This window comes from Pseudoalteromonas luteoviolacea (assembly GCF_000814765.1).
Taxonomy (GTDB): Bacteria; Pseudomonadota; Gammaproteobacteria; order Enterobacterales; family Alteromonadaceae; genus Pseudoalteromonas; species Pseudoalteromonas luteoviolacea_H.
Genome location: NZ_JWIC01000007.1, coordinates 1,127,854 through 1,152,286 on the forward strand (window position 1 = coordinate 1,127,854; position 24,433 = coordinate 1,152,286).

General features: G+C 39.3%; 21 protein-coding genes and 1 riboswitch. Of the genes, 18 read left to right on the forward strand and 3 right to left on the reverse strand.

Translation table 11 applies throughout. The features are described 5' to 3' along the window. Positions 1-178: 178 nt before the first annotated feature. The 17 genes from JF50_RS19020 to JF50_RS19115 all read left to right on the forward strand — a co-directional run bounded on the left by JF50_RS19020 (position 179) and on the right by JF50_RS19115 (position 15,977). The gene (locus JF50_RS19020) at positions 179-757 is read left to right on the forward strand and encodes a hypothetical protein (RefSeq protein WP_039610906.1); all 579 of its coding nucleotides are present in this window, start codon (positions 179-181) and stop codon (positions 755-757) included. A 72-nt stretch (positions 758-829) separates the two neighbouring features. Next, on the forward strand, positions 830-1,468 hold the full coding sequence (locus JF50_RS19025; protein ID WP_039610907.1) for a DJ-1/PfpI family protein: 639 nt from the start codon (positions 830-832) through the stop codon (positions 1,466-1,468). Between the two features lie 232 nt (positions 1,469-1,700). Next, entirely contained in the window at positions 1,701-2,051 is a 351-nt protein-coding gene (locus tag JF50_RS19030; protein ID WP_039610908.1) for a hypothetical protein, read from the forward strand. Between the two features lie 374 nt (positions 2,052-2,425). Next, positions 2,426-2,830 (forward strand): hypothetical protein, encoded by a 405-nt coding sequence (locus JF50_RS19035; protein WP_039610909.1) that lies wholly within the window; start codon positions 2,426-2,428, stop codon positions 2,828-2,830. A gap of 129 nt (positions 2,831-2,959) precedes the next feature. Continuing rightward, on the forward strand, positions 2,960-3,280 hold the full coding sequence (locus JF50_RS19040; RefSeq protein ID WP_039610910.1) for a DUF7677 family protein: 321 nt from the start codon (positions 2,960-2,962) through the stop codon (positions 3,278-3,280). A 361-nt stretch (positions 3,281-3,641) separates the two neighbouring features. Beyond that, positions 3,642-4,016 carry a hypothetical protein gene (locus JF50_RS19045; RefSeq protein ID WP_039610911.1) on the forward strand — a complete coding sequence of 125 codons (375 nt, stop codon included), beginning with the start codon at positions 3,642-3,644 and terminating at the stop codon, positions 4,014-4,016. Between the two features lie 135 nt (positions 4,017-4,151). Next, positions 4,152-4,733, forward strand: coding sequence for a hypothetical protein (locus JF50_RS26330; RefSeq protein ID WP_052262494.1), 582 nt, complete (start codon positions 4,152-4,154; stop codon positions 4,731-4,733). A gap of 350 nt (positions 4,734-5,083) precedes the next feature. After that, on the forward strand, positions 5,084-5,593 hold the full coding sequence (locus JF50_RS19055; protein ID WP_039610912.1) for a hypothetical protein: 510 nt from the start codon (positions 5,084-5,086) through the stop codon (positions 5,591-5,593). Between the two features lie 792 nt (positions 5,594-6,385). Next, complete coding sequence (locus JF50_RS19060) at positions 6,386-7,114, forward strand: hypothetical protein (protein WP_152614597.1); 729 nt, start codon at positions 6,386-6,388, stop codon at positions 7,112-7,114. A gap of 60 nt (positions 7,115-7,174) precedes the next feature. Then, complete coding sequence (locus JF50_RS19065; protein WP_039610914.1) at positions 7,175-7,549, forward strand: hypothetical protein; 375 nt, start codon at positions 7,175-7,177, stop codon at positions 7,547-7,549. Positions 7,550-7,663: 114 nt separating this feature from the next. Then, a complete protein-coding gene (locus tag JF50_RS19070) occupies positions 7,664-8,107 on the forward strand; it encodes a hypothetical protein (protein ID WP_039610915.1) in 444 nt (147 codons plus the stop codon). Between the two features lie 462 nt (positions 8,108-8,569). Then, positions 8,570-8,953, forward strand: a complete 384-nt coding sequence (locus JF50_RS19075; RefSeq protein ID WP_039610916.1) for a hypothetical protein — start codon at positions 8,570-8,572, stop codon at positions 8,951-8,953. 453 nt (positions 8,954-9,406) lie between these two features. Further along, positions 9,407-9,724 carry a GNAT family N-acetyltransferase gene (locus JF50_RS19080; protein ID WP_235423471.1) on the forward strand — a complete coding sequence of 106 codons (318 nt, stop codon included), beginning with the start codon at positions 9,407-9,409 and terminating at the stop codon, positions 9,722-9,724. Between the two features lie 60 nt (positions 9,725-9,784). After that, a complete protein-coding gene (locus JF50_RS19085; RefSeq protein ID WP_039610917.1) occupies positions 9,785-10,363 on the forward strand; it encodes a pyridoxine/pyridoxamine 5'-phosphate oxidase in 579 nt (192 codons plus the stop codon). A 767-nt stretch (positions 10,364-11,130) separates the two neighbouring features. Then, complete coding sequence (locus JF50_RS26335; RefSeq protein ID WP_052262496.1) at positions 11,131-11,628, forward strand: lipocalin-like domain-containing protein; 498 nt, start codon at positions 11,131-11,133, stop codon at positions 11,626-11,628. 1,788 nt (positions 11,629-13,416) lie between these two features. Then, complete coding sequence (locus JF50_RS26340) at positions 13,417-14,160, forward strand: methyltransferase domain-containing protein (protein WP_052262499.1); 744 nt, start codon at positions 13,417-13,419, stop codon at positions 14,158-14,160. A gap of 1,301 nt (positions 14,161-15,461) precedes the next feature. Beyond that, the gene (locus JF50_RS19115) at positions 15,462-15,977 is read left to right on the forward strand and encodes a demethoxyubiquinone hydroxylase family protein (RefSeq protein ID WP_052262503.1); all 516 of its coding nucleotides are present in this window, start codon (positions 15,462-15,464) and stop codon (positions 15,975-15,977) included. Positions 15,978-16,052: 75 nt separating this feature from the next. On the opposite strand, the gene JF50_RS19120 is transcribed toward JF50_RS19115, so the two are convergent. From JF50_RS19120 to JF50_RS19130, 3 genes are read right to left on the reverse strand one after another with little or no spacing between them, the layout of a single operon-like run. Beyond that, entirely contained in the window at positions 16,053-17,279 is a 1,227-nt protein-coding gene (locus JF50_RS19120; protein WP_052262505.1) for a DUF1552 domain-containing protein, read from the reverse strand. A 29-nt stretch (positions 17,280-17,308) separates the two neighbouring features. Continuing rightward, a complete protein-coding gene (locus JF50_RS19125; RefSeq protein WP_039610920.1) occupies positions 17,309-20,479 on the reverse strand; it encodes a DUF1592 domain-containing protein in 3,171 nt (1,056 codons plus the stop codon). A 12-nt stretch (positions 20,480-20,491) separates the two neighbouring features. Next, positions 20,492-22,288 carry a cellulose binding domain-containing protein gene (locus JF50_RS19130; RefSeq protein ID WP_039610921.1) on the reverse strand — a complete coding sequence of 599 codons (1,797 nt, stop codon included), beginning with the start codon at positions 22,286-22,288 and terminating at the stop codon, positions 20,492-20,494. 231 nt (positions 22,289-22,519) lie between these two features. Continuing rightward, a riboswitch (cyclic di-GMP riboswitch) is annotated at positions 22,520-22,602 on the reverse strand. A 570-nt stretch (positions 22,603-23,172) separates the two neighbouring features. On the opposite strand from JF50_RS19130, the gene JF50_RS19135 reads away from it, so the two are divergent. Beyond that, positions 23,173-24,129 (forward strand): nucleoside hydrolase, encoded by a 957-nt coding sequence (locus JF50_RS19135; RefSeq protein WP_039610922.1) that lies wholly within the window; start codon positions 23,173-23,175, stop codon positions 24,127-24,129. Positions 24,130-24,433 lie beyond the last annotated feature (304 nt).

Sequence of the window (24,433 nt, forward strand, 5' to 3'; positions counted from 1 at the left end):
ATGATGGTGTTTGACGTGAGGGAGCGCTTGCTCCTGCTGTTAATTTTACTCAGTATAAGCTTACGTTAATTGCTAATTTTAGACTAATTATGTAAAGTTTTTTTAGTGTAAGTATCTGCTTTTAATATAAAAGTTTTCGCTTGAGAGCGGTGGTACATATAAATCAAAGTGTGGGCATATGACTCGAAAAATTGATTTTACAACATATTCTCTTGATGACCTGTATTTGTCTGCCAAGGCTGTAGACCGAGAGCAGTACCCCAAAATTGCAAAGAAAATCGATAGGTTAATTTTAGAGAAAGAAAAGTCAGAGTCAGCTACCCAAAATAAGCAACTTTCTGCAATATATCATAAAGCTATTTTTCGCATTTTTAGTATGTTCTTTGCATTGCCTCCAGCTATTTTTTTTTCATCACTCCTGTTCGATGAGACTGTGCAGTTAATAATTACACCTGTTTTTGTGGTGGTTTTTGGGTTTGCTTTTTTTAAGTTGGCTTATTGGAACATATCCGATGCGGTTTATGATGACGGTGACGCTTTGCTATTCATAAAAAATAATAAACAACAAAGGGTAGAGTTAAAAGATATCGTCAAGGTGAAACATGTTATGACAAACCGGGGATTAATACGGGTTCAAATAAGAAATAACGATGCGACTGAGTCTGAGTTGTTGTTTGAACCACAAATGAAGTCTTCTGTAAGTGCCTTGGTTAGCGAATTAAATAGAAGAGCAATGTCTGCTAAACGAACAACGTAATGCAAGGGAAAGCGCCTTGCTGTACGAGCAGGTTTAGAGAGTGTTGTAGGTCAGCGAAAGGAATTGAGTTTGATGTATAAAGTTGGCGTTGTTTTGTTTGATGATTTTACCGATGTAGATTTTTTTCTTATGTATGACTTGCTTGGGCGAACATCTGATAGTTGGACGGTTAGTATTCTGGGAACCCAGCCTGAGCATTATTCTCATCTCGGTATAAAAGTTAAGACTGACGGACATGTGTCTGAGGTTACGAGTCAAGATGTAGTCCTTATTACCAGCGGTAAACGCGGTATACCCGCCGCCATGAAAGATTGTGAATTTATGTCAGCGTTAAACCTTGACCCGAATAATCAGCTAATTGGGTCGATTTGTGCGGGTTCATTCATCCTTCATGAACTTGGCCTGCTTAAAGGTAAGCCGTTAACGACGAACCCAGATGCCAAGCGTGCTCTGCAAAGTTTGGGAGGAGATGTTCAGGACCTACCCTTGGTTGTACAAGGTAACATAGCTACTGCGGGCGGTTGTCTTTCACTGATGTATTTAATTGGCTGGTTGGCAGAGCGATTGTTTGACTCACGCAAACGAAGGGCCATACAAAATCAATTGATTCCGGCTGGGCAGTTGGAAATTTTTGAAGCGCTCATTGATACAACTATTCAATCAGCAGAATTGGAGAATTCACATACCATAGCGGCTAAGAGTCATTTTTAATGTGTGGCATTTATACTTTTCGATGGATAGAGTATTTAAACTACCATGTGGAGGCTTCAGCGTTGTGTTACCGAACACTTTAATTTACTGCCTCTAATTTAGTTTTTACCTAGGTGCTTTTCTTCCGGCTGAATTTATAGGTACATCAATATAAGCAAGCTTGAAGTTGATTTTTGCAAAGTTTAGCCATGTTTTTTCGCTTCATATTAGAGCATGATGTTGAAGGTGAAAGTTGAGAATAACATTCGTACTTTTGATATTTTTTAGCCCTGATTCTTTGGCTTGTAGGCCATGTAGTGACGATGTGAATGTCTATGTTGTCAAACAAGCAAAACCAATTTTTGATAAATATTACGCTTCGTCAGATAGAAATGGGTATGTCACTTTCCAAGCGGACATAGGGCATTCTAAAGTTAGCAAAATAAAAATTGTAGAAGTATACCCTGAAGATATACCTCTACAAGTCGTCAAAGAAATGATTCTAAAAATACAGTATAAATTGACTTTTAATGAATCACGTCGTATCGCATGTGACTCTAAGTCTCAGGAGTTAAGTCTAGTATTTCGATTGCCATTTAAATAAGTTAATAACTATATAAAAGCTGAGAATTTGTTCGAAATTTCGATAAAGTATTTATAGGGTGTTGAAAGAGTTAAACGTAAAGCGTGTGCATAAAATTAGTAAAAAAATTCTGATTTACGTGCGTTTTTTTGATGAGCATAGCTCGTCTAGTAAAAGATATAATTAGTTGTAAAGCTTTTATCATATTAGTTGTTTCTGTATTATTGAGTGTTTTATAGCTTTATTTGGTCTGAATAGGCTATTTGTATAAAAATATAACAAGCTATCTAGAGGCGAGCGAACTTCGGTCGACTGACGTCGCTGCGCTTAACGTTTTTACCAACCAAATTTTGCCTTTTAACAAAGGCGATAGACATAAAAAGTGAGTATTTGCAATGAAGCAAGTTTTAGTAATCGTTCTCGCCTTATTCATTGTTGGATGTAGCAGCACATCTAAAGTAGCGCTTTCAGAGGATAGTTTTCTTTTAACATCAAATGATCCCGAATATGGTTATACAGAGAGCAAGCCTATAGAATTAGGCGGCTTTTTACGTGGTACTAAAAGTGCGGGTGCACACATAGAATATTTTGAAGGGCTAATGGGCCCAAACGGTGAAAAAGTTAAAGTAACAAGACTTGGTAGCTGTTGCGAATTTGAAGATAAATCAATGCCATTCGGCGGTGGCTTATTAGACCGTTATCAACTGACATACGAAGGTCAAAAAAAGCCAGTTATTATTTACGTTAATTTATATAAATTTAATAAGCCCCTTGCCCCCATGGGGTTTGCATTGCTGTGATTTAATTCTATCAAGGTCATTAAATTATGGACACAAAACAGTGGGCATGCGCTCCCATACCATGAGTTTTAGCCTGCTATTTTGTGCCAGATGAGCGAAGCGTTATAATGTTTGAGAAAGTAGCGAGTAATGAAAGTAAGTAATGATTTTAGAGGCGCATTAAGGACGTTTGCATACTTTATGGCAAGCGGTACACACTACATGCTGAAAGATGTTGATTATTTGAATCTTTATGGCGAAGATCCGAGTGCTATAGAGATGGCATTTGCAATTTTTGCAAATGTGCTTGAAATGGATCCGCAAGGCAATGTGGTAAATTTCACATATGCGCAAAAAAGAGCCACAGACTATATAAAATCTTATTGTATATCTACATTTGAAGTCTCTCCACCTTATGAAGACTGGGAAATTGAACTACATAGACCCCCTCAATTAAAAGGCACAATATAGGGTTGTAACAAAGCACTAAAAAGCGGATATACACCAGTTGGATCAGTTTCGCTTTGCTCTGTATTATTAGTCAACTTCTACGGTGTGATGTATAAATTTAGTTTTGAGTAAAATTGTGCTTTGTAGGCTTTTATCGTTTATTGTTCTAACCTTGGCATTTGACTGCTTTTATTGACCTGGACTTTTAATTTGATTAATGCAGTCATGGTTTTTATTTGTGTTAAGAAGCACTTTTTGTAACAGTAATGTATTTGTCGATTTCGCTAAATGTTACAAAACAGCTGGCATGGGCTCATTCATCGTCCACTTTAGTCTGTTTTTTTCGCGGGTTAAGCGAAGTATTAGTTTTACGTGAGAGCCGATGGACATTTTTATCCTATTAATTGCATTTTTGGCGCCAATGATAATTGCTGAATTTTACTCTAGTCGTGAGTATGAGTTATCGTTTAGAGACCATTTTCAGAAATGGAGGTTAGGAAAATACTTGGCGTTGTTTTTCTCCTTTCTCTATTTATTTGCACTTATGGTTCTGGAAGGCGCTAACCCGGAGAGTGTATTTTCTGCTCTCTATGGTGGTGCATGGCTTGCCTTAATTACCTATTCAAAGTCATTCGGAGAGCTTTTTCTGGGCAATGCTGAAGAGTTTAAGCGGGTTGGCTTACTTGAAGATGCTGCATTTATTATTGGCTGGGTTGGGCTTATTCACCAGTGTGCATCTTATCTACTATACGTATAGCGTTAACAAACGCATTAACTTGAAAACATAAAACAGCATGCCTGCGCTCCTTCGCCGCTACTTTAGCTTACCATTGTATGACAGCTGAGAATGCGTTACGTTGTATCAATATTTTTTCATTACTAAGGATTTAAATTGAAATATGTTATCGCGTTTTCATTGAGCTTCATTATATTGACAGGGTGCAAATCTCCTGAGGGGCTCGCACCTGTTTCTAACATTAAGCCGGGAGTAGCAAAAGAAGGTACTCTTGCAAATACACAATTAATTTTAGACGCAAAAGTTGGCTTAGAAAAAATAGTTGGCACTACCATCAATGACTCAGAGCTTTTAAAATTTGTTATTCAACAACCAACAGGAAAAGCTGGCGCACGGTCTTGGCGGGAAATGTGGGTTATAAAAAAATCGAAGAACACATCCCAATATCTACTCACATTTAAAGAGGTTGGTTTAGGGTCAGCAAGTTTTGAAATAAAACAAATGGATAAACGTTCAGCTATGGATGACTGCCCCCAATCGGTTAGTGACTTTAAAAAAGGGCAAACTAACTTGTTTATAAAAGGATGTTTAGGGGAACCAGATAATATTAACCAAAATCCAGATGGGCGGTACATTTATTTTTATTACCGATCCAAGGGCGTAGTCTTAACTTATTTGTTTAACTCTGAAAATGAACTCATCAAGTTCAAAGCGTATCAAGAAAAAAATAAAGCATAATATGATAACAAAGAGACGGGGTTGATAAAGCTTGGCTTAGTTCCCCTCGCTAAGTAAGTTGAGCCTATCATCAATTGATGATTGCTGGTTTATTGAACCATCAAGTTATAATCGCATTGTGAGGTTAGAGTTTACGTAGGGCTAAAGTGACAACATATCAATTTTGATAGACGACCTTTGTGTTATTGCTAAGTTTTCAAGTATAAAAACACTTAAAGGGTCTACAGTGTTAGGAAGTATACCGTGTTAACAAGGCGCTCAAAAGTGGGCGTAAAAAGCTTGGTTTGTACTTTCCCTCACACAGTCTCGCTAGGTATTGTGTGTAGCCTTGCGTGGCGTTAAGTGACTTTATGAAATATTTATCAGTAATACCTCTTATCATTTCAACTTGCTGTTTTGGTGGTTCTGAAATTGAGCCTGTCGATATATCAAACAAGAAATATGCTGATTATGCGTGTGATCAAATGGGAGCTGACTGCAAAAAATTTACTAGGGCGTGTGAGCCCCCAAATTCATCTATGCCTAACACGTGTATAGCGTTAACATATTTTAAGCTTGAAGTTGCTAAGGAATTGTGTGGGATTGAAAAGTATGTGGAATGCTTCGAGTCAAATAACGAATATCTCGCCAGGTGGATGCACGAGCTAAATCTACCCAATGTTGGCAACCCCAAGAGAGAGATTGCTTTTGAAAAATGTTCAAATATTGGAATGTATGACGTTAAGTCAAGTGAACTAAAAAAGTTTGAAGTTGAAGTCTTAAAGGTTTTCCAAAAAATACGAGAACCGATAGACATAAAATCCCCTTCATACCAAAAACAGAAAGACTTTTATCTGTGCTTCGAAAAGCACCTTAAATAATAGTGGTATGGCAATTGATTCAAAGGATGTTTCGTCGTTCATGTTAGCCGGTTAATCCATGACTGTTAGGTGCGCTTTTTAAGCTAAATGACATAAACTTGCCTAACAAATGGGACAATCAAATTTGAGTTAGTTTATGCCTCACCAGTTAAAGCCAATCATGATTAGCCCGTTGTGGGGACGTTATATGATGATGTTGGGTAACAAGGGGCGATTTACTTGAATACTGGGGGGCTTTTGATTGATAGTTTACAGTAGTTACAGATGAACTTGTATCAAAAGCAATTTCAAAAGTAGGGGGTGAAAAAGAGCGTAATAACACGTTGTACATCAATGTGGAAAAGTCGTGTAACAAGCTGCTCAATAGGCTGCAAAATCCTTGGCGTGAGTGCTCTTATTATATATTCTTATTACCTTAATTTTGCCCATAAACAGAAAAGTTTGAGACTTCATTGCAACTGTTTATTTGCCGCTGCAAATGTTGTGGTCAACTAATTCCGGACAATAATCGAGATGCTAAAAGTCCCTTAAAACATAGTCCAACTGACTGCTTTTACACCTCATACAACTATGACCTTAGCGAAGTCATGTACATCCATTTTTCGTTATGAATTGAGTTTTAGGGGGAGTAATGATAAAAATAATGTGCCTGAAATATTAAGTAGGTTTGCCATGGGTAAAAAGGTTCAGGCTTATATCGCCAGCCAAAAAAACAAATTTCTTTGCGCTTGATCCGCAATATTTGAGATAATCACTTTTGACGATGATTTGGACTGAGGGTATTTAGTTAAAGTGAGAAAGTTGATTAGGTGGTTGTTAGGTTTTTTTGCTTTGGTCGTTGCGGTAGTCTCAGTATTATTTGCGCTGTCAGCTTACAATGCCCCTAAACCAGATGATTTGATTACATACAAAACAAAGAATCATAGCTTTAAAATTCCCCATCGTTTTGTCGTGCCAGGCACTTTGCCAAGTCAGCCACAATTAAAAGGTTTTGATACGGAGGGCCCTGACATTTTCATTTGGTTTACTGGGGAGCACGCAAAAGCGTATATACCAGAGTTTAAGCTCAAAGGTGGTAAAGATAATCGCTACTTTCGGAATATACATATTTCTTTATCTGACGGTTCAGAGCAAAAGATAGCTAAGCTCTGGGGCTGGGATAAAAGGTTTGAACCATTATCACTATCTGGAGACTTTGAGAATGGCTTCGTAGAGTACAGAGAGGAGCTTGGTCTGTATCGTGTATTTCGAGAATATGAAGGGAAAAAACTCACAGGTTTTTGGGATCTGGTAACAGTTAAGCCAACAACAGGTTTTAAAGCTATGGGAAGTTATGAAGGGCTGTGGGTTGGTAGTTGTTATCAAAATCCAGATGGCGTAGAAACAAGCTGTTCGTTTTTTATAGATATAATGGGCATGTACACAAAGATCTCTGTATCAGAAGACGATTATATTCGGCTTGATAAAATTAAATCAATGGTAACTACTCACTTGCAAGGTTGGGTCGCAACCACCAAGTAATAAGCGCATGTTATTGAGCTATTTTTAATGTAGCTTTCAATGTGGGCATTAGGCGTATCAATGTTGAAATCACTATTTTTATCTCTGGCACTCCGGGAAATTGACAAAGGCGAAACACGATCTAATGCCGTTTTTTCTGCTGTAATATCGTTGTCTTTTTTTGTGCTCATTAATTTTTTATCAGTTTTAATACTTGGTGAAGTTTTTTTGGGCACTCTATTTATCGAAATAAATAACCTACTTTTTAGTCCAAAGTACTACGAGGTAGTAGCATTGCTTTTATATTTTTTAGCTGCATTAACGATATATAAACGTTATAAAAATTTAGACTTAACGGTATTGGAAAAAAAGCATCAAACCAGTATAGGTAAATTCATGGCTTATGCTGTGTTTAGCGGCTTTGTTTTCGTCTGTGCGATGTTTTTGCATATATAAAAAATGAGTTGCTGAATCAGGGGGGCTGAGAGCTATACTACTCAGCTCGAAGGGCATTCAATATATGTTTGGTGAAGAAGTCTGGAAGACCGTATCATGTGTTCGGGGGGGAATTTGAAGCACTATAAATGTACAAACTCAATTTGTAGTGAGTTTTCGGTATATAAAGAAGACAAAGCTGCTGCGTTTAATTATCGTTGTATTGCATGTATGCGTAAACTTGATGTGGCATCGGTACCATATAAAGAGTATAAAATAGCGAAATACTTTGAGCGTTATTCGAATTCGATAAACTGTATCTCAGCAGCTTTTTTGGCTTGTGTCACTCGAATGTTTGACCCTAGTGACTTTGGCGGTCAAATATCCTCTGTTTACCTTCAGTTTTTAACCATTGTTATTCTTTTTGTTTTTATGCAAATCAGTATGTACCATCAAATATTAATACAGTATGAAAATGAGCCGATAGAAATTGAAAACAATTTAAGGCCAATAAAATCTTTTCTGGCGGCATTATTTTTGTTGGTATTGTTATCTGTGTATATTATTTACACATACTAAAGTGGCAATATAGGTGTAATCAGATAAGCTTGTCTTTTTGACCTGTTTTACCTATAAATAGAGAGTTAGGTTCATAATTGAGTGTTGTGAAAATAAATTTTTGGATAGTTTGAGGAAGACGTCTTATAGCTAATTAAGCGTTATAGGGGGGATTATGTCGATTAGAAGTAAGAAATTAGGTCGTAATTAAAACGGTCAAATTAAGAGATAATACACTGGCCCACAATCGTCATACTGGTTTCATCAAACGCCAAAGTGGTGGGCGAAATTATATGACTAAACCTCGTAGACGAGAGAATTAAAGGATCGGTTACTCGGCTATAAAAGGAAAAAGCCTGTTGGAATAGCTTTTCTTTTGGGAATCTCTAAGCCACACATCTATTATTGGCAATTATGATCTTACACACGTAGTCACTGGTCAAATTTTACCGGTGCGATGAATGATGACAGCTAGGAGGTTCAATGACAAATAAAATACTCAGGCAAAAGTTAGCCTTTGCGAGTTTATCTCCGGTAATGATACCGGGGCTTATCTTCTATACCTCAGTTCATGGCTATTACGACAAGGCTTTTGTATTCAGCTTGATATTTTTGTCGGGTAGTTACCTCTTCATTCAATACTATAAGTTCTTTGTTAAAGCGGATGGTTTTATTAAACGGATAGTTTTGTCATTTTTTCTAGTCAACACGTCAATGGTGATTATGACCTTTGCGCCAGAAGCTAAAAATGGTTTTGCAGGCGCTGCGCTGTTTTTATATATGCCATCGATGTTCATTTCTATCAGAATGCTAACCGTGAGTAAAGCGGCGCACAAAGCAGTAATGTATTGTAAAAGGGGCGTATAACAGTTCATTTTCGGCATAGATAACAAGTCTTTGGTTTAAACGTCTTTGTTTTTAATTTTAGCTATGCACCTCTTAAAGCGGGAGCATGACAACCTAGATTATGCATTTAGTTTAAAAACCTTAGGTTAATTACAGCGACCTAGGTTTTGAGCACCTTTAGATAATTCTAAAAAATGTGTGGGCGACAACGTTCTATAGAAGAATCGAGATCTTACAAATGGGGAAGTCCCCGATTTTGATTAAAGAAAGTTGTTGGCCTTTGACTATTAAGCTTCACATGATGAAAAATATAACTTGTCTCGTTAACGGTGAGGAGTACCACATGAGTATTCGCGAATTCAGCGAGAAAGATTACCAAAGAATTTTTCAGATTTATTCAAGATCTAAGCTAGACGAACTTCGTTTTGAAAAAAGGGTTTTAAGCTCTTACCTCTAGAAAATGATGAAAAGAGGTTGTCTGCGATAAAAGAATCAAAAATATATGTTTTTGATGATGGAGAGGTACGTGGCTATGGCGCAATATTTGGGTCAGAGATTAGAGCGCTATTTGTATGTCCTGATGCAAGAGGGAAAGGCATTGGAAAGCAAATACTTGAATTTCTTTTGTTAAAGATAAACGGTAAGGCCTCTCTTTTTGTCGCAAAGACAAATGAACCTGCAAAGGCTCTTTACAGGGCATATGGCTTTGCAGTGTCTGATGAGTTTCTTACTGATTATAATGGCGAGCCAGTGTATGCTAATGAAATGATTCGAATAAATGGGCCTTGCTAACAAGACGGAGTAATCAAACTCTGACCATGTCCGGCGTAATACATAAGGAGAGTGAGGTTGATGGGTTGTCCTATCGATAAATTTAAAGTTTGGTGGCAAGAATCGCAGGTTGGTAGTCCATTAAATCAAAAAAATGCAGTGTGCGTTTCAACCATAGACAAAAGTGGTTTTCCATCAGGCAGGTTCGTTGATCTAAAATCAGTCAGTGATGAAGGGTTTGTCTTTTGCTCGTATTTAGACTCAGCAAAAGGTAAACAAATTTTGCATAACGCCAAATCAGCCGTGACTATCTGGTGGGATCATGTGGGCTATCAGGTCCGTGTCATTGGTCATGCAGAAGAAATTTCTGAAGCACAAGCGGATGCTTTCTGGGAAGCAAGAACTAGAAGCGCTCAATTAACTACGACCGCTTTTGACCAAAGCGCATTGTTAGAATCAGAGAGCTTGTTAGCAACACGTTTGAAGAAAGCTTCTATGCAGTTTGATGGTGCCCCTATTCCGAGGCCCCAAAATTGGGGTGGGTATATCGTTAAGCCCATTTCGATTGAGTTTCTTACGTTTCGAGAAAGCAGACTTCATTTGCGGGAGTTATATACGCGCACCGATGGTTGTTGGGAAAAGCAGCTCCTTCAGCCATAGAAATGCAGTACAAAACTGTTAAATTAACGATTACTACTTAGCCGCATATATAGCGGCGTTAGCTAACTAGGAAGCGCGTATTAAAAATTGCTGTCGTTATTTTCGTATTTCTGGATTTGTAAAATTACACGACCCAGAGAACCAAAAGAGTGGCTCAAAGAAAACAAAAATCAGTATGCGTTAGCAGGAAATCGGTTTACGGGAAAAGAGGGTAGCAAAAGACGGGCCCATACGCTGATTGCTATTGTAGTGACTTTGCCAAACTCTCAAACAAAGAGAGTCGCCTTATTTAAATTCTTTCATAGTGAGACAGAGTCTCAAGGACTTATATTGATATTAAAAATAATAAAGTGCTTGTTTGGTGGGGATGTGTCAGCGACATAGCTGACAAATGCCGAAATTAAGGCACGAACAATATCTTGCTGGTGTATCTGCCTGTACATTTTTATTCCGGTTAGGCTTACGTTGCCTATTAAGCTGTTAAAAGGCAGTTTTTGCTCAGGAAATACGACCCAAAAAAGTGGCGGTGTACGAGAAGATTTTTCAATATAAGCCATCTGGAATAGTTCTTTATAAGTAACTTAGCCAATAGAAAGTGTGTTATGTTTATTGATACAAGCCTTTTTTTAGTTATTTAACGAATTAAGTTATGGTTTTTAGCTCATCCTCGAAAATGCAAGGCTTACATCGAGTGTGAGTCATTATGTCTTTAGACAATTACACACTGAGTGTACCTCAATTTAAAATACCATATGGATATATAAGCAATGAGAATTTTATTTACATTATTACTGTCGCTAGGGATGCTTGGCGGGTGTCAAACTTCAAACAACAGCACACAAACCGATACGCTTGAAGGTGAGTGGCAATTAGAACTAGAAACACTCACTATAGGCGAACAAAAATACACCACCTTTGATGGTACAAACCGCGAAATGAAAAAAATATTTACTGATAGCCATTTTGCGTTTTCAAGTATTGGTACTAATCGACCTAGGTTTAGTTCGTATTCACTCACGAAAGAACAAAAAGCGATAGCGTTTGACAATTTTGGTGGTTCGCTAGGGCGATACAGCTACGAAAATAACATTTTGACTGAGCATATTGAATACTCTAGCTTTCCAAATTATGAGGGAGTATCCATTCCATTCAAAATAACAATCATGGGTGACACTATGATTCAAGAAGGAAACTACCCGCTCATTGAGCTCGGTTTAGGGGAGCAAGATGGGTACTTACGTGCAACTTTCAAACGTATTAAATAAGCACTAAAAGCGAAGTAAATAAATCATCATGATGCGAGGCGCATAACAGATTCATTTCGAGGGGGCGAAAAAAAAGCACGTGCTGGTAACGTTAGGCACCATCTCGATGTGGCGGTCTGATGAGGTTATGTATATTGTGACTTTTGAGTTTTTGTTATGATTTTTTCAACTTTCTTCCAGTGAAAGGTCGTAAGCTAGAACCAAGTAATCCAGAAAAGTGACCGTATCGATAATAGAGTAGAACGATCGGGATTAGCTTTAGGTCCCAAATTGACAGTGAGGCTCAAAACAGAGGCTAATTCAAGCAACCTAATGAAGACGCTTGCAATCATATCGGTTTTTTCTTTGCAAAGGGTTTTGGCGATTGCATCGGCCCATGAATATCTTAAAGGGGCTAAATCAGTGCTTATTAAAGAAAGTTCAATTTAAGTGTTTTCAATGCGACATAATTGGGTTGCGAATATGAGGTTTTACAGAAAACAGAGTATAAGAGGGTAGTTAAGTGCCAAAAGGCTGAAATTTGGCTCGGTTAGTGCGTTACTCGATCTAGCCAAGCATTTGTCACCTGTTGATAAGATATTAGGGCTTTCTAAGTATGCTTTTAACAATTGGTGTTATTATATGTTTTTTGATAATGGGGTTTGTCGAGACATATTTTTATATGAGTTTGGCTGCAAGACTGGCTGAGGCCAATAAGGAAAGTGGTATAACAAATATAGGTCTAAATGAAATTCGTGAAGCAGTTTCAAAAGGAAATCGTTATACTAGCCTTATTGAAGAGCATGAGTGGGTTAAGTTTAAGTGGTTTCGTCGAATACGATTCTTTCTTGTTTTTGTTTTTGTGATATCGATATTTTTTAACTAAATAGCTCTTTGAAACCAAATAAGAAACAGGAGGTATGCTTGCTGAAATTCACTCCGCTCAATTCTACTGAAAAACATCAACCAGCTAGCGTCGGGCTTTTTTATTATTGAAGCTGGCTTGAATCGTGCCCTTTCATTTTAGCCCAATATTTCAAGCTGCTTATTGAGACATCAGGTTTACCGTTTTGAACACACTACTTAAAGGTTTAAGAAATGCCATTCTTACAGGGTGGGGATTGTCTTTTGTATATTTTTGGCTCTTGGCTGACTCTAATTTACTTTTAGAACATCTACTTTTTGTATCTGTACTTGGTGGCATAGTAAGTACATTTGCAATGGTATTCTACGTGCTACCAATACACCTTTTGTTAAGCCGAATCAGACTAACTAGGCTGAGGTACTATTTAATTGTTAGCCTAATGCCATCAATTATATGTATATTTATTCCTAACTTCACTGACGCTACTGGTAGGTTAATGATAGAGTCAATAATAACTTATGCAGCCTTAGGTGTTATTTTAGTCACGGTTTTCTGGTTGACTGCATGTTATCGTAAACCGAATAACCTAAGTTAAAAGTAATGGAAAAAAAAGTGTTTTCTTCTCCTACTAAGCTTGGCTAACGATATTGTTACTGGGTTATGAGTATTTAAATGGCTGAGTGTGGAAGTTACATGTTGGTGTTTAAAACTAAGCTGATAATAGTCATAGTGCTCTCATAGATATCTATCAGGCGTTGCGTTTGAGGTTTCATATGGAATGTTGAGTTTTCCGTTAAAGTAAATATTGCATTAAAGGTAAAGTTTACATATAACAAAGTTATGGTAGAAAAAGTCGGTGGCCATTTTCGAGCCTTTCAAGTTATATCTGCCAATAGCATCAGTGCTAAGAACTGTCTTACCAAATCAAAAATAAGGAATAATAAATGCAATTTAGTAAGCTGAAACTCTCTCATTTGTTTTCATTTTTTATATTAAGCATGTCACTACCTTTTAATGGGTATGCTGATGATATTTACGGTTCAGTGGTGAATAACCCTAAACGGTTAAAAAGTGACTTCGTTTATGATGATAAGAGAAAACCATTAGACATCCTTCCTTTTACTCAAATTAAGCCTGGTGATAAAGTGCTAGAGCTGGGGGCTGGAGGTGGGTATACCACTGAACTATTATCATTGCTAGTTGGTAACTCTGGTAAAGTGTATGCACACTTTATATATAAAAAAGAGCGACTAGAGAATAACAGACTGCCAAATGTTATCTCATTGAGAGAACATTCATTAAATGAACATGGCAAGGTCCTCGCTGAGCATAAAATTCAATCAAATTCATTGGACGCGGTCATTATTTTCTTTGTTTTGCATGATATGTATCTGAATAATGAAATGAGCGATGAGTTATTAACTAGTTTAAGAACTGCGTTAAAACCAGGGGGTAGTTTAATTATATTAGACAATGCGGCTAAGCCGAACTCAGGTTTAGCCAATATAGGTGATCTGCATCGGATAGGTGAGAACTTTGTTAAAGCTGAAATGGAGAAAGCAGGTTTTGTGTTTGATGGAGAAACGGCAGTGTTAAGAAACAAGCAAGATGACCATACAAAACCGTGGGGCGACTTTGAAGGTTTACAAGACCGGTTTGCTTATCGATTCAAAAAGCGCAAAATGTAACCCCAGTAGTCTTTGGCAAATATATTAAATCAAGGACGCAATAATGGCTGGTTTTTGAAAATTTAACCTGCTTTTATTGTGTAATTTGAGTTGGGCTGTATGTTTAGAGGAAGTGTTGTGACACGCTTTAAATGGGTATTATGGTATATCGCTGACAAGGCAATAAAGTATGCATTAAATGACACCTAGCTTGTACGGTAAAAATGACACTGGCTAAAAACATCTCATGTTATTCGACGCTCAATCTTGAGGTGTTATGTCGAAGGAAAAGTGAGGGTTAAAAAGTAGACGCTCGTAAGTGTATCGAAAAAAGATATGATCTCTTTTGCTCATCTTTATGAGAGCAAAAAATGAGTTTGCAGGTAGTGCAGTGTATTCAGCTATTGTGACTTGGGTCCTTCTAAGTAATCAGAGGATCAGATACAGTTTAGGTACCTATAATGATTGGCTCTTCAATATTAGTAATTATGTTAAATTATGTTAAATTATGGATTTATACAGATAAAACCGACGACATAATTATAGGACTTATTGCGTAAGGTATATTGCAAGATCTCTATATAGACGAGGACGAACTAGGGTTGGTTTATACGCGGGATATCAAAAATTTTTGCCCAAAAGTGCAATATAAACTAATTGCACAGTAAGTAGGCCTGATAGGTATATTTTACTAAAATACCGCTGAAACGTTTAGGCATGTTGTTTCAACTTTTTTCAAACAGGTGGGCAGTCAAAGATACACACCGAAGAGGACTCTAAAGTAATTAGTTCTTGGCATACTGACGTAATTTCAATGTCAAGCTAAGCAAAAATTTAGAAATATCATTTGTTTTTTGAGCTGAGGGAGTGATTTGTACATATGGCCTTAGAAGCCGCTGGTGAATTAATAATAATTGTCGTTCGGCTAATATTTCGTGCTCTAGTTAAAGTGCTGCTGGAGTTTTTAATATGTGGTGCAGGGTATATTATTTGTCGACAATTTTCGAAAAACATAGATCCTGATGGCTTGAGAGTCTTGATTGTAGGCCATGTTTTCTGGGCATTTGTGCTTGTATCGACTGTGCTTGGATTCAATTAGGTAGTGATTTAAGGTTGCCTTTTTCTTTACTCTTCAACTAGCGGATGAAGTTGTGGCGTTTTTGCATTGTTTGATTAGGTATAAATATTTGTGCGCAAGTAAAAGAATGACCTTGTAAAGCGTTGAGTTTTATATATCTGTAGAGTCTTATCTCGTTTACAGTGTTGTCTAACAAGCAACTTATTAGGACCGTGAACTGTAAAGGTTTATAGAGATATGTGATATGCCAAAAAAAGAAGTCGAAAGAATTATACGGGTTGATCATGCTGGTGAGCGTGGCGCCATTAGTATTTATAAATCACAAAGGTTTATCGCACGTTATTTTTATAAAGATATCGTTGCTCAGCTTGATGAAATGCTTGCGCATGAAAAGGAGCACTTCGATACCTTTAACTCATGGCTCGTGTCCAATCAAGTTAGGCACTGTTATGCACTATGGCTTTGGTCCTTAGGAGGCTATGTTTTAGGTTTCATAACTGCACTTTTAGGACGCAAGGCGATTTGGGTATGTACAGAAGCTGTAGAGACAACGGTTTTGCATCATTTAGACTGGCAGTTAGATTTTCTTGAACAGCATGATTCAAGTGCGTACAAGGCTGTGGTAAGTATCAAAGCAGATGAGGAGCAGCATCAACATTTGGGTTTATTGAACGGCTCCAACGCCATGATATATCGTCCAATTCAATCGGTTGTCAAATATTCCACGAGATTTGCGATTTGGTTATCTACCAAGTTGTAGGTCGATTTTGCAATGCCTGCGCTCGTAAAGTAATGATAAGCCCCTAATAAAAGGGGCTTAAAAAGTACTTTTTTCTTAAACAATGATCCCAGGGATCTCCTTACCAAATCCAAGATCGACGCCACACGCTTTAGCAGCTGTATGTAGTACATCATGTTGGTTATAACCTGAACCCATACTACTGACTACACCACGGTTTATACGCGCGCCGCCACCTGCAATAATGTACGAACATGGGTTGGCAGAATGTTTATCTGCGTGTCCCATGTCTGATGTCTCTAGTACGACGGTACTATCCAGTATGCCTGCCGCTTTTAGCTTTTGGATCAAATACGCACTTAAACTACCTAAGTGGCTGCGCATTTCGGTGTAGTACGGGTAGTTTGGTTGGCCGTTGCTGCCGCCATGAATTGCATTGTGGTAGTGTCCTTGGAAATTCAATTCTGGAATACGGAATTCCGCTTGGTGATTACCAAGTGCCAATGAAACAGAGCTGGTCAGGTTACACTGCAGAGCCGCTACGGCAATATCTGCTTGCAAACGTGCTTGTTGACTGAAGGTATCAAAGGTTAAAGGAAACTCGGTATTGTCCGGTGCTATGCCGCAAGACACGCCACCGTAAAGGTCATCTAGTCTGCGCTGCGTATCTGAAATCGCATCAAGGTGGTCATTCATTCTTTGCACTTCGTAACCCGCGAGCCTATTTTTGATTGCATTGGCTGCTGACATATGCGCATTCATGATAGGCGTTTTACTGTTGCTGCCTTGTGCACTGCCAAACACCATTTTGAATACGGTGAATGGGTTTTCTTGGAACGGCAAGTGATTGCGATTGTCTTTGGTTAACTGTCCTTGACCATTACTATGCACACCTAAGTTGAGATAGCGAAACGGCAAGTTAGGACCAAGCGCATTACCCATGGTCACATCATAGCTGTCACTGCCCCAATTTTGCGCTAGTAAAATTGGCATACGGCCATGACCCGCGTTGGAATGTGACATATTGACCATGAAGTTACATTCGGTTTTGACGGGTTCATAGCCTGCGGACATCACGCCCAGTTGCATACTTTCACCGCTACCTGTTGGGTTCCAAAGTGAAGATATGGACCCGCCTGGTATGTATATCGATACCGTTTTATTTGGTAGCCCAGCGCTTTGCGCATCTGCATCTCTCGCATATAACAGACCAGATACTAATGGTGAAGTGCGGATCAGGGCTGTAGAAATCCCAGAGGCCATAAACACTTTCAATAGCCTACGGCGTGACATCATTATGTTATTTAAATGTTCATCTTTCATTTTATTAACCTTCTGTATTGTGACCCGCACTATTCATTTCTGGACCAAGCTTTGCGATAACGCACAGATTTCAAGGAACCAAACTTCTCTAACATGGCTCTTGGGCTGTTTTGCATCATGGCATCTGTCAATGTGTCTATTTCGCACATGTAACCGACTTTTTCTGTTTCAGATAGGCGTCTATCTTCTTCGTTGGTTGGATCGAGTGAATCATGGCCAACACCCATTACGTAGCGGAACATTTGCTGTGGTAAGCAGCTTTGAGCGGAGGATAGATCTGCGATCACGGTACCTAATTGTTTAGCACCATTAAATTGGATAGATTCACTGACTTCTGTGTATTTTTCAGGGGCGAAGAGGGTACCGGATGCATCTATGGTATTACCATTGTTGTCCGCACTTCTGATTTTGCCCACAGCGTCAAAATCCTCCATGCCGAATCCCATCGGATTGATATACTTTTCGTGACAAGCAGAGCAAGGTTGGCCTTCAGTTAAGCTGTGATACTTAAGTTTGTTTGTAGTCGCAGGGTCTTGCAGCATATCAGACAGTTCAGCCAGCCTTTGTTCTCTGGCTTCAAAGGTGCCTGCTGGCGGATCGGGTTGGTCTTGGCACAACATACGACGGCGCACACGTACAGAGCGCAAAATAGGGTGGGACTCAGCAACCTCAGCCCAACGTGCCATAAATGCACCATTGGCTAATATACCACCACGGTCAGTAGTATCGACCTTTTGCAACTCTTCGCCAGTGACTCCTGCAATGTTGTAGTGCTCAGCAAGTAATTGATTGACGAAGGTGAAGTTTGCAGTATATAACGAGCTGAAGCGCTCATCAGGTTGAGTCATGATATATGAGAACGTTTCGTTCATCTCTGCCTTCATGGCTGGGACTAATTGTGCAAAACCTGGGTAGACGGTTTGATCTTTGGTGGCCACTTCTAAATTACCTGTGCCAAGCCAACTGCCCACAAAGTCACCAAGTACAGACTTTGAGCTCTCAGCAAGGCGGTTTGCATGCGCTACGATATTGGCTTCATCACGTAGTTCATCACGAGCGGCTGCTTGCCAAAGCTGTTGATCGGGTGTTGAGCCGGTAAATGTATAAGATAAGAAAGTGGCCATTTCCCACGAAGTCAACTCGAAGGCATCCGCGTCCAACTCTGAGTTATCAGGATTGGCTTCACCTAATTCATGACGATATATAAACTGAGGTGAAGACAATAGCCCCTCTAAAGCGAGCTTCATACCTGCTTCAACATCTCCATTGTTAAAAAAGCCAGTGGCTATCAATCTATAATTTTGTGACTCATCTTGTGTTAATGGACGGCGGAATATTTGTGGCGCCAGTTCATCAACTAAGCGATTTGCGCAATCTTCGTTTACAGCATCACAGTTTAACGCAGGTGAAAAGTTGTTCTCAGCGGCCCACTGTGAAAGCTCTTCGGCCACTAACAGGTAGTTGCTGTAGTTAGAAGGCTGCACGCTGGCATGGGTATTGTTGATGAAAAAACCAATTTGAGAATCGGGAGATAGGCCATCAGAGACTTTAAAATTCACACCTAGTAAGTCTTCGACCGTATTTTGGTACTCTGTTTGAGTTAAAATCTTCAACTGTCTTGCCCCATATGCCACAGGCGCAACGCCGATATCACAAGTCAAAGGTGCAGGCCAAAGTGTTTGCAGATACGCCGCGATGTCTGTTGCACATTGCTCATCACACGCACTTGGTGTGCCATAGGGCATGGTGGCGACAATGGTATCAATCATGGTTTGTATATCTCGTTCAGTATCAAGTGCTGGGAATGACCCTAAGCCGCCTGCTTCTGAACCGTGACAACCTGCACAACCCGTTTGATATAGCTGCCTACCTCGGGCAATGGGATCGGTTTGGGTGACAATGATGCGCTCAATATTACTTGACTCTGAAGGCACTGAATTGTTGAGTGCAATGACCTTGTAATCGAACTCGCCTGACTCAGGTAACCCAGATTCATAAAAGCTTGAGTTTGATGCCAGCTCAGCAGCCGTTTGCCAACGCCCATCCAAGCTTTTAAAGCGCACCAGATAATTGGTTTCGTTATTGCTGTTATCACGCCAATTCAATTGTGCTTTGGCATCGATGGACAGCACACTTGCACTGAGCTCTGTGGGAGCTGCGGGTTTTTCTGCCATAGCAACTGGCTCAAAACTGTTTTGCTCGGCAGTCAAATAAGTCAGGTTGAAATAGACAGGTACAGATTCACCAATACTTGAGAGGTTGGCAACAATACGCAAAGCTTCTATGCCGTAGTCCATTTCAAAGCTTTTACTGTCAATGATGATGGGCGAAAGCGTACTGACGTTGACTTTGCCGGTGGAAAGTTTGACCACCAACACATCAAGACTCATCTGCTGATTAATGCCGTGTAAGCTCATTTCACCAGAAACATTCTGAATAATAGGTTGGCCAATCTCCATGTCACTTAATAGTGCATTGTCAATTTGGGCGCTGAAGTAAGCAACCGGCAGTAAGTCCGTTTCAAACAGTAAGTCCAAAATTCGACTGTTTCTGATATCCACACCAGTCGAAACGGAACTTAGATCGACTGCCAGTTTAACGTTACCATCGTTATCGATACTGCCAGACAGAGCGGGCGAATCACTATTTTGTGTTACAAATTGATTTAACTCTGCAACGTGATCTTTTTTTACTGAAACATAACTCAGTGAAGATGTTGTGCTATCGAGTTGCCATAAACCCGTTTCAGTTACATCATCCGGTGGTGTAGTGGGCTCTGAATTCGTGCAAATATCACCACTTAAGGTCATGGTGACATCACCAGTTAAGCCATTTTTATTGGCGACAAAGCCTAAACCAAATGACTGATTGGCTTGTATAGTATGGCTTTGTGACGAAATGGTACAGCCTGAATCATGGCAGTCGAAATCACCATTCCAGCTGTTTTGCAGTGAAATACCTTGATCCCATGTAAGCTCGATGGACCAGTTATTAAGGTCCTGTTCTGACTGATTATCAATGACAATTTCTGTTTTAAATCCATTGTTCCAATTGTCTGGAATAGTGAAGGAACACTGTGCAGCTTGAACAAAAGAGGCACTGGTCAGTAGGCTTAAACAGGCAGCGAATTTAGCGATTTTAGGCGTATAAGACCAAGTATCAGTCAAGGTAAAAAAGCGTGTTAAAGTATTGCGTTTCATCTTCTTTCCCTCCTATTGCTGCGCTTCAAAAACAAGGTTAAAGCTCACAGGCACGGCATAACTGATCACCGATAAGTTTGCCAATGTTCTGAGTGTTTCAATACCAGACTCTAGACCAAAGTCTGTGGCGTCTAGCACAATTGGCGTTAGGCTTTGTACCATAATTTTATTGTTTGCAAGACGTCGAATAACAACCTCAGCGTTCACTTCTTTAATAACGCCTGTGAGGTTGAGTGTGGCTGAGATAGATTGCTTTTCTGTGCTTCCAATGGGAAGTGCTACTAACGCGGTATAGTCAATTGAGAGTAGGGCTTCGGCGGTTGGGAATGACTCGGTATCGAATAAAAATTCTTTCATTCTGCCATCACGGGTGTCGTTAGCGGTATTTACACTGCTCAAGTCAATGGCCAATCTTGCTACCCCTTCAGGTGTAATACTGCCACTGATATTGTTAAATGTGTGTGATTCAACAAGGTGCTGTTTTTTGGTCGATACAAAGTAAAGATGAGCGCTTTGAGGGTCTAATACAAATGGCGTGCTGATGGGCGGCGCCTCAGGTTCTGAAACTTGAATAGTGACTGGGTCGCTGACTGTACTTATTACGCCGTCGTTGACCGTTAACGTGACGCTAAATGTGCCTTCTTCTTCATAAATATAAGTAGGGTTTGGCTCGCTCGAAGTCTGTCCGTTGCCAAAGTCCCAGCTAAATGTGAGTGCATCACCGTCTAAATCAGAAGATTCATCGCCTTTAAAACTTATCGTTAGTGGGTAGTCACCTGATGTGATAGAAGCTGATGCAATCGCAGATGGCGCGTGATTAATGCCACCGTCTAACGAACATAAACCACCAAGGGAAGGTGTTGTTGGGGCGTCATTTTCCTGCGCTTTTTGTGCATTGAAACCAAAATCTAAACTCTGGCCTGGGTTAATGGTGCGATTGTAATTTTCATTGATGATTTCATAAGGGTTGTTGCCACTGTGCCTAGCATGCCATACGCCCGTCAACTTGGTGTTGTCGGCAAATGCCATGAGTACTTTCCAGTCGGAGATGGCGACATCTTCAGTATTGGTAATGGTGACTTTGCCACGAAATCCTGAAATCCACTCTTGCTCGACTTCAAATGTACACTGTGCAGATTCAGGCTGAGCTTCACTAATGGTGACTTGTATAGGGGCTGCAAGGTAATCGTTTGTGCCATCATTGATAGTCAATAAAACAGAGTAAGCGCCAGCTTGCTCAAAGGTATGCTGCGGGTTTATTTCATTGGAGATTTTTCCATCACCAAAATCCCACTGATAGCTTACATTATCAGACGGTAAATTAGTCGCCTCGCTAGTAAAGTTGATCGTTGCGGGTACTGTGCCTTGGTTGTTAGACGCTGATGTCACAACCTTAATATCATTATCTTGTGAGCCCGCTTCACAAATACCAAATAATCTTGGTGTCATAACGGCTTGCCCATTGCTCTTTTTGACATTAAAACCAAAGGCTTTGGATGAACCTGGATGAATCGTGCTATTCCAATTGAGGTTGCTAAATTGATATGGACTATTGCCACTCAATTGGGCGCGCCATGCATTGTTGATTGACTCGCCTTGGCTGAACTCAAGCCCTACTTCCCAACCGTTTATAATCGAGTCAGTATTGTTATACACGGTGACCTCAGCGGTATAGCCGCTTTGCCATTCATTTTTTACATTGAACTCGCATTGTGCGGCCAAGCTGTGTATTGGGTGCCCCAAAACCATTAAACAGAGGCCGATTTTTAAAAATCGGTGCTGCTTGTCGTTGTATCTATGTTGTCTCATGAAAATTCCCCGAAACATTGCCAATTGACATGTTATTTCCCTGCTGTTCTTCATTGAACAGGCATTCGACCAGAACTCACAGGCTGCAATAGCTGATGCAAAAGTCGGGTATGAGGAAAGACCAAAGGTTGGAGGTATGACATGACATGTCAAAGACGTGAATACCGATAGGCTAAGCAATGCGCATACAAAACAACAGTATGCACATTGTCACCATTTTAAGCATTGGCATTCAGCAACCCCGCTATCTTAGTTTCCACCTTAGACCGGAAGCTTTGCGTCCCTTTCTTTCAAAAGGTTTGCTATTTTAAGCCTGTTTAGGGAACTTAGCTTAAAACCGCCAGAACCGCAAAGCTCCAACTGCAACTTTCACAATATTTGCACATTTCAACTTAAGATGCTCTGTAAAGTCATACAAAATACTCAGTTTTTATCTAATAAATTCATATAAATTAGTGCCTTGCTATAAAATGACAATGTGAGTGCACAATTTGAAATGAGGGGCGATTGTGCATGCGAATAAAGCGGATAGATACATTCATTCAGTATTGTTATCAGAGGGAAACAAAGCTACTTATTATCCATAGTCAGCATTGTGCATGCTTTTAGATAATTAACGTTAAATCTCCTTAAATTGCCTTACTTTCACATAATATTCAATCCCAAGGTCAACTCATCGAGCATGGATTGGTTTCAAAGTTTAGCTGAGGTAGCTATATATTTTTTCAGGGGCGCCTATTGCCTCAAATTTACCGATGCTTAAGTTGCAATAGAGGAATCAGTCGTACCACTTAGTGTTTTAAAAGTGATCAAATATTAGTTAAATGCATACTCGTCATGTATTATGTTTAATTTGTATCGTTCCAAAAATGCAGGAAGTGAAAATGAAAAAAATAATATTTGATACAGATCCGGGTATTGATGACGCGATGGCACTGCTATTCGCTCATGCGTGTAAAGATATTGAAGTGGTAGGCATCACCACTACTTTTGGCAATGCAAGTATAGAAAACACAACGCATAATGCACTTTATCTAAAACAACAGTTTGATATATCTGCTGAGGTCGCTAAAGGGGTCAACATTCCGCTAGATCAAGTGAAAACAGAACCTGCTACCCTCGTACATGGTGAGAATGGGTTAGGCAACATCGAAATACCTAAAGTGATAAACACGCAGATATCTCCTCTTATTGCACATGATTACCTTATCGAAACAATTAAGCAGCAACCAGGTGAAATTACATTAGTTGCGGTAGGTAGGCTGACAAACTTGGCCATGGCAATTAAAAAAGCGCCTGAAATTGGTCAATTAGTGAAAGAAGTCATCATAATGGGAGGTGCTTTTGGGCACAACGGCCACACTGGAAATCTGACACCATTTGCAGAAGCGAATGTGTATGGTGATCCTCTGGCTGCTGATATTGTTATTAATGCAGATTGGCCTGTCACTATTGTTGGGTTAGATGTTACGCAGCAAACCTTTATGTCGAATGCGTATTTAGAGAAAATGCGAACTAGCAGTGCAAAGTATGGACAATTTATTTATGACATTACGCGCTTTTACGCGAAATTCTATAGTGATGATCTAGGTTTAGATGGATTTTATGTTCATGATTCCTCAGCAATGATGTACTTGGTTGCACCAGAAATTTTTACAACTAAGCAAGGACATATAAGGGTTATAACCGAAGGGCCTGCGAAAGGTCATACGTTGTTTAAAAGTTCAGATAGAGTTTTTCCTATTGATGAGTGGGCGACTAGACCAAAACAAACCATTGCAATTAATGTTGAACCTCTAGCATTCAATCAACGTTACTTCGATACTATGTGTGATAATTAAGGTTTTTCATTACGCCAGATAAAGTGCGCACATTATCTGTTACTTTCTAAAATTGATCAAAAAAGACGAAAAGCATAGAAATAAGAGTGGCTCAGTTTTTTATTATGTGCGCATTAATTTTAAATATTGTTAATGACGATGAGTTAATCTAAATTGTTAATTTTTTATTGATTAAGGGTTTTTAATTTTCTTTTCTTTTTATTTCTTCTTGGTTATTTAACCACTTTTATTTCTTATTTATGCTTCTGTTATTTTTGATCTTTTGTTTGACATGAGTTTATATATATATATAATTCGGCTCCAG

What these genes read in the sequence shown, in the direction of transcription:
- JF50_RS19055 (WP_039610912.1), top strand. Translation starts at nt 5,084, where the DNA reads ATGAAATATTTATCAGTAATACCTCTTATCATTTCAACTTGCTGTTTT.
- JF50_RS19035 (WP_039610909.1), top strand. Translation starts at nt 2,426, where the DNA reads ATGAAGCAAGTTTTAGTAATCGTTCTCGCCTTATTCATTGTTGGATGT.
- JF50_RS19025 (WP_039610907.1), top strand. Translation starts at nt 830, where the DNA reads ATGTATAAAGTTGGCGTTGTTTTGTTTGATGATTTTACCGATGTAGAT.
- JF50_RS19120 (WP_052262505.1), bottom strand. Translation starts at nt 17,279, where the DNA reads ATGAAAGATGAACATTTAAATAACATAATGATGTCACGCCGTAGGCTA.
- JF50_RS26335 (WP_052262496.1), top strand. Translation starts at nt 11,131, where the DNA reads ATGAGAATTTTATTTACATTATTACTGTCGCTAGGGATGCTTGGCGGG.
- JF50_RS19040 (WP_039610910.1), top strand. Translation starts at nt 2,960, where the DNA reads ATGAAAGTAAGTAATGATTTTAGAGGCGCATTAAGGACGTTTGCATAC.
- JF50_RS19135 (WP_039610922.1), top strand. Translation starts at nt 23,173, where the DNA reads ATGAAAAAAATAATATTTGATACAGATCCGGGTATTGATGACGCGATG.
- JF50_RS26340 (WP_052262499.1), top strand. Translation starts at nt 13,417, where the DNA reads ATGCAATTTAGTAAGCTGAAACTCTCTCATTTGTTTTCATTTTTTATA.
- JF50_RS19065 (WP_039610914.1), top strand. Translation starts at nt 7,175, where the DNA reads ATGTTGAAATCACTATTTTTATCTCTGGCACTCCGGGAAATTGACAAA.
- JF50_RS19085 (WP_039610917.1), top strand. Translation starts at nt 9,785, where the DNA reads ATGGGTTGTCCTATCGATAAATTTAAAGTTTGGTGGCAAGAATCGCAG.
- JF50_RS19020 (WP_039610906.1), top strand. Translation starts at nt 179, where the DNA reads ATGACTCGAAAAATTGATTTTACAACATATTCTCTTGATGACCTGTAT.
- JF50_RS19075 (WP_039610916.1), top strand. Translation starts at nt 8,570, where the DNA reads ATGACAAATAAAATACTCAGGCAAAAGTTAGCCTTTGCGAGTTTATCT.
- JF50_RS19125 (WP_039610920.1), bottom strand. Translation starts at nt 20,479, where the DNA reads ATGAAACGCAATACTTTAACACGCTTTTTTACCTTGACTGATACTTGG.
- JF50_RS19045 (WP_039610911.1), top strand. Translation starts at nt 3,642, where the DNA reads ATGGACATTTTTATCCTATTAATTGCATTTTTGGCGCCAATGATAATT.
- JF50_RS19130 (WP_039610921.1), bottom strand. Translation starts at nt 22,288, where the DNA reads ATGAGACAACATAGATACAACGACAAGCAGCACCGATTTTTAAAAATC.
- JF50_RS19115 (WP_052262503.1), top strand. Translation starts at nt 15,462, where the DNA reads ATGCCAAAAAAAGAAGTCGAAAGAATTATACGGGTTGATCATGCTGGT.